The sequence below is a fragment of the Serratia sp. 506_PEND genome, assembly GCF_001076875.1.
Lineage (GTDB): Bacteria > Pseudomonadota > Gammaproteobacteria > Enterobacterales > Enterobacteriaceae > Serratia > Serratia marcescens.
Genome location: NZ_JVEL01000610.1, coordinates 1 through 9,141 on the forward strand (window position 1 = coordinate 1; position 9,141 = coordinate 9,141).

General features: G+C 59.7%; 10 protein-coding genes. 4 read left to right on the forward strand and 6 right to left on the reverse strand.

Going from position 1 to position 9,141, the window contains the following annotated elements; translation table 11 throughout:
• Positions 1–1,584 (reverse strand): penicillin-binding protein 2 (gene mrdA / locus ADK28_RS27730; RefSeq protein ID WP_048797245.1); only part of this gene is annotated, 1,584 nt, incomplete at its 3' end.
• Positions 1,585–1,879: 295 nt separating this feature from the next.
• On the opposite strand from mrdA, the gene ADK28_RS27735 reads away from it, so the two are divergent.
• Positions 1,880–2,161, forward strand: coding sequence for a YjcB family protein (locus ADK28_RS27735; RefSeq protein WP_033640391.1), 282 nt, complete (start codon positions 1,880–1,882; stop codon positions 2,159–2,161).
• A 36-nt stretch (positions 2,162–2,197) separates the two neighbouring features.
• Here the strand turns inward: ADK28_RS27735 and ADK28_RS27740 are convergent, their stop codons facing one another.
• A complete protein-coding gene (locus ADK28_RS27740) occupies positions 2,198–2,644 on the reverse strand; it encodes a MarR family winged helix-turn-helix transcriptional regulator (protein WP_033640393.1) in 447 nt (148 codons plus the stop codon).
• Positions 2,645–2,895: 251 nt separating this feature from the next.
• On the opposite strand from ADK28_RS27740, the gene ADK28_RS27745 reads away from it, so the two are divergent.
• Positions 2,896–4,095 carry a multidrug efflux MFS transporter gene (locus ADK28_RS27745; RefSeq protein ID WP_004940721.1) on the forward strand — a complete coding sequence of 400 codons (1,200 nt, stop codon included), beginning with the start codon at positions 2,896–2,898 and terminating at the stop codon, positions 4,093–4,095.
• Between the two features lie 171 nt (positions 4,096–4,266).
• Here ADK28_RS27745 and ADK28_RS27750 read toward each other — a convergent pair whose 3' ends face one another.
• The 4 genes from ADK28_RS27750 to ADK28_RS27765 form a co-directional block, all read right to left on the reverse strand.
• Entirely contained in the window at positions 4,267–4,746 is a 480-nt protein-coding gene (locus tag ADK28_RS27750; RefSeq protein WP_048797246.1) for a nuclear transport factor 2 family protein, read from the reverse strand.
• Between the two features lie 20 nt (positions 4,747–4,766).
• Entirely contained in the window at positions 4,767–5,219 is a 453-nt protein-coding gene (locus ADK28_RS27755) for a MoaF-related domain-containing protein (RefSeq protein ID WP_152929755.1), read from the reverse strand.
• Between the two features lie 310 nt (positions 5,220–5,529).
• Complete coding sequence (locus tag ADK28_RS27760; RefSeq protein ID WP_048797247.1) at positions 5,530–5,964, reverse strand: glyoxalase/bleomycin resistance/dioxygenase family protein; 435 nt, start codon at positions 5,962–5,964, stop codon at positions 5,530–5,532.
• A 17-nt stretch (positions 5,965–5,981) separates the two neighbouring features.
• Positions 5,982–6,851: a helix-turn-helix domain-containing protein gene (locus tag ADK28_RS27765; protein WP_033640396.1), complete on the reverse strand. Its 870-nt coding sequence runs from the start codon at positions 6,849–6,851 to the stop codon at positions 5,982–5,984.
• Positions 6,852–7,032: 181 nt separating this feature from the next.
• On the opposite strand from ADK28_RS27765, the gene ADK28_RS27770 reads away from it, so the two are divergent.
• Entirely contained in the window at positions 7,033–7,950 is a 918-nt protein-coding gene (locus ADK28_RS27770) for a DMT family transporter (protein WP_048797248.1), read from the forward strand.
• A 54-nt stretch (positions 7,951–8,004) separates the two neighbouring features.
• The gene (locus tag ADK28_RS27775) at positions 8,005–8,901 is read left to right on the forward strand and encodes a PhzF family phenazine biosynthesis protein (protein ID WP_048797249.1); all 897 of its coding nucleotides are present in this window, start codon (positions 8,005–8,007) and stop codon (positions 8,899–8,901) included.
• Positions 8,902–9,141: the final 240 nt, after the last annotated feature.

Sequence of the window (9,141 nt, forward strand, 5' to 3'; positions counted from 1 at the left end):
CGGCAAGTTGGCCATGCCGTACATGCCGTTGCGCACGATGCCCCAGTAAGGCGAGTTGGGATCGCCGATCTGCGCCGCTTGCGCCGGCGGCTGGTAGCGCGTCACCCGGTTGCCCTGCTGCAGCGAATACAGCAGGTGCGGCGTTTTCACCTTGCCGTTGTTGAGCAGCGTGGTCAACGCTTTTACCATCTGGATCGGCGTCGCCACCCAATACCCCTGGCCGATGCCCACCGAGACCGTATCCCCCTGATACCAGCCCTTTTTGTGCACTTTCAGTTTCCAGTCTCGGCTCGGCAGCACGCCGCGGTACTCTTCGTTCAGATCGATGCCGGTGGACTGACCGTAGCCGAATTGGCTCAGCCAATGGTGAATGCGATCGATGCCCATCTCATACGCCACCTGATAAAAGAAGGTATCGGCGGACTCCTCAATCGCTTTGGTGACATTGAGCATGCCGTGGCCGGTTTTCAGCCAGTCGCGGTAACGGCGCTCGGTGCCGGGCAACGTCCAGGTCGGCGCGCCGAAAAAGGTGGTGGTGGGCGTGATCACCCCGGCGAACAGCGCCGAAACGGCCATATAGGGCTTCACCGTGGAGGCCGGCGGGTACAACCCTTGGGTAACGCGGTTGATGAGCGGCAGCTCCGGATTGCTCAACAACGTTTTATAGGCCTGATAGCCGATGCCTTTGACGAAGGGATTGGGATCGTAACTGGGGCTGGAGACCATCGCCAGAATGCCGCCGTCGCGCGGATCTTCCACCACCACCGCGGCGCGTTGCCCCTTTAGCACCGATTCAATGTACTGCTGCAGCGGCAGATCCAGCGTCAGGTAAATGTTTTTGCCGGCCTGCGGCGGCTGCTCCTTCAGCAGCCGGATCACCCGCCCGTGGTTATCCACTTCCACCTCCTGATAGCCGGTGGTGCCGTGCAGCTCTGACTCGTAATAGGCTTCGATGCCCTGTTTGCCGATGTTGCGGTCGGCGGCGTAGTTTTCGCTCAGGCCGGCCTTGTCCAGGCGCTTGAGATCGCTGTCGTTGATCTTCGACACATAGCCCAGCACGTGCGCCAGCTGAGCGCCGTAAGGATATTCACGCTGTTGATAGGTATCGATTGTTACCCCGTCGAAACGGTATTGATTGACGGCAAAACGCGCCACCTCGGTGTCGCTCAGCCCGGTTTTTAGCGTCACCGGCTTGTAGCGGCTGTTGTGGTGCATATCGTCGCGAAACGCGCTGATGTCTTCCGGCGTCAGATCGACGATCGGCGTCAGCGCCTGCAGCAGCGCCGCCATGTCGGTGATTTTGCTGGGCGTGATCTCGATACGATACAGTGTCACGTTTCGCACCAGCGGAGTGCCGTTGCGATCGAAGATTAACCCGCGGCTGGGAGCGAGCGGCAGCATCTTGATGTCGTTCTGGTTGGAGCGCGTCTGGTAAAAACCATGCTGGCGGATTTGCAGCCGGTAGAGATTGGCGATCAGCACGCCGAAACAGGCCACCACCAGCGCCAGCGCCACGCCCGCCCGGCGGATGAACAGCCTCTCTTCCGCGGAATGGTCGCGAATTTTTTCTTTTAACAGGGCCATGCGGTGCCGGTACCTTTTGCGTCACATTTCCCCGCAAAATCAGGGAACTGAAAAGCCGGCAAGCATAGCGTTATCGGGCGCGCCGCCCCATGAAAAGGTTGCTAATGAAATGGCATAACTGTTTCAGCATATTGGAATGTTACCGGCGGCGATTTTTTCACCGCGATCCCCATTGAGCCCCCGTTCGCCCCAATGCTACAATGTGACACAAATCACATTATTCCCGTTATTTCCCCCGCATTTCCCTGTCGGCGCCCTGCCGGATGCGGCTTTTTGTTACATAGGATCGAGTTCGATGAGTACCATTGCCACCGGTTTAGTCATGATGCGCTGGGAGTTGCTGAGCGCCGTGATGATGTTCTTCGCCAGCCAGTTAAACGTCGTTTGCCGTAAAACCAGCCGCAACGGCATGGCGTTCATGTTCAGCAGCCTGGGCCTGTTTACCGCCTGCTGGTTCGTGATGGGCCTGATGGGCATCCACCTTACCCTGGAAGCCTTCACCCACTTCTGGTCATCGGCCTGGGATCGCTACGTGGACGTGGTCAGCACCATGCCGGTCGATTGGCCGATGCCGTAATCTCACCGCGGAGGCGGCGTACCGGCCGCCCAGCGATTATTCCTCGTCCGTTGGCGCCGCCGCCAGTCGCGCCATCAACGCCCCCGCCTCAATCAACAGCGCCTGCTCCCGCTCCGTTAAACAGCTCTCCATCGCCGCCAGCAGCCACGCCTCGCGCCGGCTGCGGCTTTGCTGCAGCAGGCCCAGCCCGGCGGGCGTCAGGCGCACCCGCACCCGGCGTTTGTCTTCGGCATCCGGTGTTCGCACCAGCAGCCCATCGGCTTCCAGCTCGCGCAACGCGGCCGCCAGGTTAGAAGAGCGCATGCGCTCCGATTCCGCCAGCAGCGACGGCGTCGCCTCGCCACCGTGGCGATCGATAGCCCCCAACAGCATCAGCTGGGCCCAGGATTTTTCGTCGCTGCGCGACTCGCGCCGCAAACGGCGCACCAGCGACATTAACTGCGTGCGCAGCAGCGTCACGTCTTCAGGGTGATCTTTTTTCATTGGCATCAATCTAGCGTTCAGTTTATCCCTGCTTTCACACCACCGGATCGCGCAGTGCCCTGCCTGGCTACCGCGTCGCTCTGGCTTAACCTAATTACCTATGATAATATAGCTATTAATATATAGCAAAAAAGACACTGCATCGGCAGGGTTACGTTTGCTCACGCATTTGCCCCTCGCCGATTAATTTGCAGTGTTATTATTATGTTGCTTAATAAATCCCTCCTTATTCAACGTGGTACGGTAAGCCGATGGAAGCGTGGAAAGTCAATCTGATCTCGGTCTGGCTCGGGTGTTTCTTCACCGGGCTGGCGATGAGCCAAATCCTCCCTTTTCTGCCGCTGTACGTCGAACAGCTCGGCGTCAGCGATCATCAATCCCTCAGCCTGTGGTCCGGACTGGTGTTCAGCGGCACCTTTTTGGTCTCGGCGGTGGTGTCGCCGCTGTGGGGCAGCCTGGCCGACCGCAAAGGCCGCAAGCTGATGCTGTTGCGCGCCTCGCTGGGCATGGCGATCGTCATCGCGCTGCAGGGGCTGGCCACCAACGTCTGGCAGCTGTTCGCGCTGCGCGCTCTGATGGGGCTAACGTCCGGCTATATTCCCAACGCCATGGCGCTGGTCGCCTCGCAGGCGCCGCGCGATAAAAGCGGCTGGGCGCTGGGCACGCTCTCTACCGGGCAGATCTCCGGCGTCATCGCCGGCCCGCTCTTGGGCGGGCTGATGGCCGATCATCTGGGGCTGCGGGTGGTATTTTTCGTCACCGCCGGGCTGATGTTCGTCAGCTTCCTGGTGACGCTGTTCCTGATTAAAGAACGGCGCATTACGGTGAAAAAAGCGGATCAGCTGAGCGGCAAGGCGGTGTTCCGTTCACTGCCTTATCCGACGCTGATCGTCACCTTGTTCGTTTGTACCTTGATGATCCAGCTGGCCAACTCGTCCATCAGCCCGATCCTGACGCTGTTCATCCGCGAGCTGTCGGGCGATGTCAGCAATATTGCCTTTGTCAGCGGGATGATCGCCGCCGTGCCCGGCATTGCGGCGCTGATCTCCGCGCCGCGCCTCGGGCGGCTCGGCGATCGCATCGGCACCGCGCGCATCCTGATCGCCGCGCTGCTGTTCACCACCGGCCTGTTCGCCGTGATGGCCTGGGTGAATACGCCATTACAACTGGGCATTCTGCGCTTCCTGCTGGGTTTTGCCGACGGCGCGCTGATGCCGGCGGTGCAGGCGCTGCTGCTGAAGTATTCCTCCGATCAGGTGACCGGGCGCATCTTCGGCTATAACCAATCCTTTATGTACCTGGGCAACGTGGTTGGCCCGCTGCTGGGATCGGGCATTTCGGCGATGATGGGGTTCCGTTGGGTGTTCGCCGTGACGGCGGTGTTGGTGCTTTGCAATGCGCTGCAGCTGCGCCATCAGTTCAAAAAAGTGGAAAATCAACGCGCGGGATAACGGGAAATGTGGGGAAACGCCTCAAGCAGTGGCGGGACAATGACGCCCATCAACCGTACCACCACTGCCAAAGGCGGCCGTAGCCTACTCGACGCGGCGGTCATTTAATATTTATGTAAGTAAATAAAGTGTTGCGGGCGCGTTGAGGGCCGCCGCAGCGGCCCTTGTGACTCAGAACATGGTATTGTCGTTAGCCGATTTCTCCGGCACATCCTGATTGACGTCCCAATGCTCGGTGATTTTCCCCTGATCGTTCACCCGATAAATATCCACGCTGGCGGTGCCGCGATCCTGCGGGTTATTTTGGTATTGGACGTGAACGTAGACCAGATCGCCGTTGACCGCGCTGCGGTATATTTTGGCGCTGTATTGCGGATTGTCTTTGAAGGTCTGGCTGAAGAAATCGAGGAACGGCTTGATGCCGTCGCCGACGAACGGGTTATGCTGCTTGTAGTTTTCCACAATCAGCCTCTGCGCCACGCCGATGTCGTGGCGGTTGAAGAAGCCCGCGTACAGATCCTCCACCACCTTCAGCTTTTGCTGGGCATGATGATAGCCGCCTTTGCCGGCCGACTTTTGCGGCGCCGTCTGATCCGTTGACAACGCCGGGTAACTCGCCAGCAAGCCGCCGACGATCGCACAGGTGATCAATGCCTTTTCATAACTGCTCCTTAGTTTCCTGAGTGACCTACGATTTTCAGCTGCCCTTTCAGATGGGTGAAGCTGCCGTCCTTGGCGGCGATGTTGGTGTACACCTCGCCGCGCTCAAAGTCCTCGATATGCGTCACGTTGTCGCCGGACTGCGGTTCGTGCCAATAGACCATGTAGACCTTCGGCCGAATCTCCACCGCGGTGTACTGCACCGTATCGGTGATGCCCTGCGACGCCTCGCCGATACCGGTGAAGGTCATGGTCTTGTCATCGGTAAAATCCAGCTTGAAGGCGAAATCGCCGAAGGTCACCTGCACCACTTTACCGACCGCAATAAACTGCCCGTGTTTTTCCGTCATCGTCGCCGCCTTACTGTTTGTCAGGGAGGGTTGCGCCGCCATAGCGGCAGGCAATGCCAGGGGGAAAATCAGGGCTATCGCCAGCGCGATGCCCGTTCGTTTCACTGTTTTCATCGTTCCTTCTCCTTTCCGTGGTTGAAAACGAGAATCATTATTATTTCTTAAGCATTGATGGAAATATAAGAATAATCTCTATTACCATCAGGCACCTGGCGGCAAAAAAAGACGAGGGAAAATCGCCGTAAAATGGCATGGCAATAGCGCGTTCTGGCCCTTGGTTTTTACGCAATGAACGGGATTACTGCTTTCAAGGAAGGAAACAACTCGGGGATTCGATAGGTCTATAGCGCAGATCGCTTTAAGCTAATGCGTATTTGTTCTTAGGCCGCCCGCCGCTGCGAAACGGCGACGAACGGCACGGCGTCTAACGCAGCCAAGGTGTATAGGTGACGCCAACCAGCAGTCCTTCCGGGCTGAGCAACCGAGTAACGCTTTGCCCCCACGGCTCTTCGCGGTTGGCGACCAACAGCCGATAACCGCGATCGACCAGCCCCTGGGTGGCTACCGCCATGTCGGCTACGTCAAACTCGATCCACGCCTGCGGCACCGCGAGATCCGCCGGCCAGCGATCGTCGCCAAAGCAGGACTGCGCCGCCTGCGCCAGCGGCCACAGGGCAAAATGCTTCACGCCGTCCAGCGCGCCCTGCTTTGACAGCAGATAGCTCTCGTTGCCCGGCATCGGCTTGAGCGGCAGCCCCAGCGCCTCGACATAAAACGCCTTGCTCTCGTCGCTCTCACGCGTGATGGGCCCGAATCCGGCGACAAACAACACGCCCAGCCCGGCAAATTGTTGATCCATGCTGCACTCCCTTTCGGTTAGCGCCCCTGCCGCACCTGCAGCGGAGCAAATCCATAGGCCGCCTTGAAGCGGTTGCTGAAATGGCTGGCGGAACTGAAGCCGCACGCCAGCGCGATCTCGGTGATCGGCTGTTGGCTATGCCGCAACAGCTGTTCCGCCCGCTGCAGCCGGGCGCGCATCACGAACTGGTGCGGCGCCAGGCCAGTGGCGTGCTTGAACATGCGGGCGAAATGGTATTCGCTCAACCCGGCCTGCACCGCCAGATCCGCCAGCAGCAAAGGCCGATCGAGGTGGCTTGCGATATATTCACGCACCCGCCTGGCTACCGCAGGGGCCAGCCCGCCGCGCACCGGCGGCAGCTTCCACTGCAGCTGGCTGTAGCGCTGGATCAGGTGTGACATCAGCAGGTTCGACGCGCTGCTGAGCGCCAGCAGATTGGCGCTGTCCCGCCAGTCGCAGTTGAGCAAAAACTGGCGATACAGCAACGTGATCTGCGGATCTTCGCCGAAGCTGCGCGGCTCCACGTTGATCGCCGCCGGGCTGCGGTCCCAGGTTTGCTCCGCCAGCCGGCGCAGATGCCCATCGGTGCAATACAGGTGCACGAACGACAGATCGCTGCGCACATCCCAGGTGGAGGCGTATTGGCGCGGCATGATGCAGAACCGATCCGGCCCGCCGCCGTTGCGCCAGCCGCCCGGCACCTGCTGGTAGCACTCATAGCCGTCGGCGACGTACAGGCTCAGGGTATGGTGGTCGGCGCTTTCCTGCGTGACGCGATCGTTGCAGTTGGACCAGGCGGCCAGCTCCACGCCGGTGCCCAGCAGCACGCTGCCGTGCAGCCGCGCCTTGTGTTCACGCAGTGTTTCAAACGCCTGATAGTTGGACATCGCCGGCCCCGTTGTTCGACATGCCGACAGTGTAAAGAGTGGCGCCGCGGCATGCCAGCGGCCGCCCCGCGCTTTTGGCAAAAAAAGCGCAAGAATATGCAACTGGGCGCAAAGCGCTGCAAGCGCCGCCGCGCGCCAAAGCGGATACTGCGCCATCGGTTTTTTCGGAGTAACAAATAGAATGAATGCGCTGTTGTACCTCGCCGTGGTGCTGATTTGGGGCACCACCTGGATTGCGATCACCCTGCAACAGGAAGGCCCGGTGGCCATTCCCGTGTCGATCGCTTACCGTTTCGCCATTTCCGCCGCGGTGATGTTCGCCGTGCTGTTGTTAACGCGCCGCCTGCGCCGCATCGCCCCGCGCGATCATTTGTTCTGCGTGCTGCAGGGCTGCTGCGTGTTCGGCTTCAACTTCTTCTGCTTTTACCACGCAGCGGCTTACATCAGCAGCGGGCTGGAATCGGTGATCTTCTCGATGGCGGTGCTGTTCAACGCCCTCAACAGCCTGCTGTTCTTCCGCCAGCGCCCCAGCCCCAACCTGCTGCCGGCGGCGCTACTGGGATTGACCGGCATCGTGGCGCTGTTCTGGCAAGATCTGGCCGCCACCCGCATGGCGCCGGAGCTGCTTAAAGGCATCGGCCTGAGCGCGCTCGGCACCTACGGCTTCTCGCTGGGCAATATGATCAGCGCGCGCCATCAGCGCCGCGGGCTGGATATTTTTTCCACCAATACCTATGCCATGACCTACGGCGCGATGCTGATGGCGCTGATCGCCCTGGCGCAGGGCGCATCGTTCCAGATGGAATTCAGCAGCCGCTATATCGGCTCCCTGCTGTACCTGGCGATCTTCGGATCGGTGATCGCCTTCGCCGCTTACTTCAGCCTGCTCGGCCGCATCGGCGCCGGCGCGGCGGCCTACAGCACCCTGCTGTTCCCGCTGGTAGCGCTGACCATCTCAACGATTTACGAAGGCTACCAGTGGCACTTCAACGCCGTGCTGGGCCTGTGCCTGATTTTGCTGGGCAACCTGGTGATGTTCGCCAAGCCGGGGCTGAAGTGGCGACGGGCGGGTATCTCAAAACAAAACTCAACCCTTTGAAGCCATTGGCGAATATCGTTATCATCAGGTTTTGTTGATAACGGATGATGGCCAATGCTCAGAAGTGATGATGTGACACCCCGCGCCTACAAACAGGTGGACGTTTTCACCGCCACGCCGCTGCAGGGCAATCCCGTGGCGGTGGTGCTGGAAGCCGAAGGGCTGAACGACGCGCAGATGCTGGCATTGGCCCGTTGGACCAACCTTTCGGAAACCACCTTTGTGCTTAAACCGACGCACCCGGCGGCGGATTATAAGGTGCGCATTTTCACCACCGAAAAAGAGCTGCCCTTCGCCGGCCACCCGACGCTGGGCACCGCCCACGCCCTACTGGAAGCCGGATTGACGCCCAAACGGCCTGGAACGGTGATGCAGGAATGCGGCGTCGGCCTGGTGGCGGTCAATATCCTGCCGGACGGCACATTGGCGTTCGCCGCGCCCGAAGTTGAGTTCCGCCCAATGGCGGCCGAGGAAACCGAACGGTTGACGGCCGCTTTACGGCCTGCAGTGATTGCAGCAGGCACCCCGCCGGTGATTGCCGAGATGGGCATTCGCTGGCTGATGGTGCGCCTGCCGGACGCGCAGTCTTGCCTGGCGGTAACGCCGGATCAGGCCACGATTAAACAGCTGCAAACCGCGTGTGATGTGGATGGCGTGGTGATCTATGGCGCCTGCTCCGCAACCGAACCGGCCGATTACGAAATGCGCGCGTTTATGGTGGAATGCGGTGTTTTGATTGAAGATCCGGTAACCGGCAGCGCCAACGCCTGCCTGGCGCGCTTGCTGCAAGCCAGCCGCTTCCCCGACGGCGACCGGACCGCGCAGGGCTACCTGGTGCGCCAGGGCACCCAACTGAATCGAGATGGCCGCGTGAGCGTGCGCTTTATTGACGGCGAACCCTGGATCGGCGGGCAGTGCTGCACCCTGATTAACGGCACATTGGGTATTTAGTATGCCTCCTACCGTTTCGAACTTTTTCTGCGGCACAAAATGCCGCCATTATTCATACAATATTTTAAAACTACCTGTAACATCGAAAACATGATCATAGGTACTTAACGCAACCCTTGCTTTTCCTGAACTGTATTCCTCCAGCAAGTCAAAGCTTGACTCTGAATACTTCTCTGGAGTGTTTTTAATCTTTGTTGCCCGCCGCGTCGGTCACTTCCAGCGGCGCGCTGTTCAGATCGG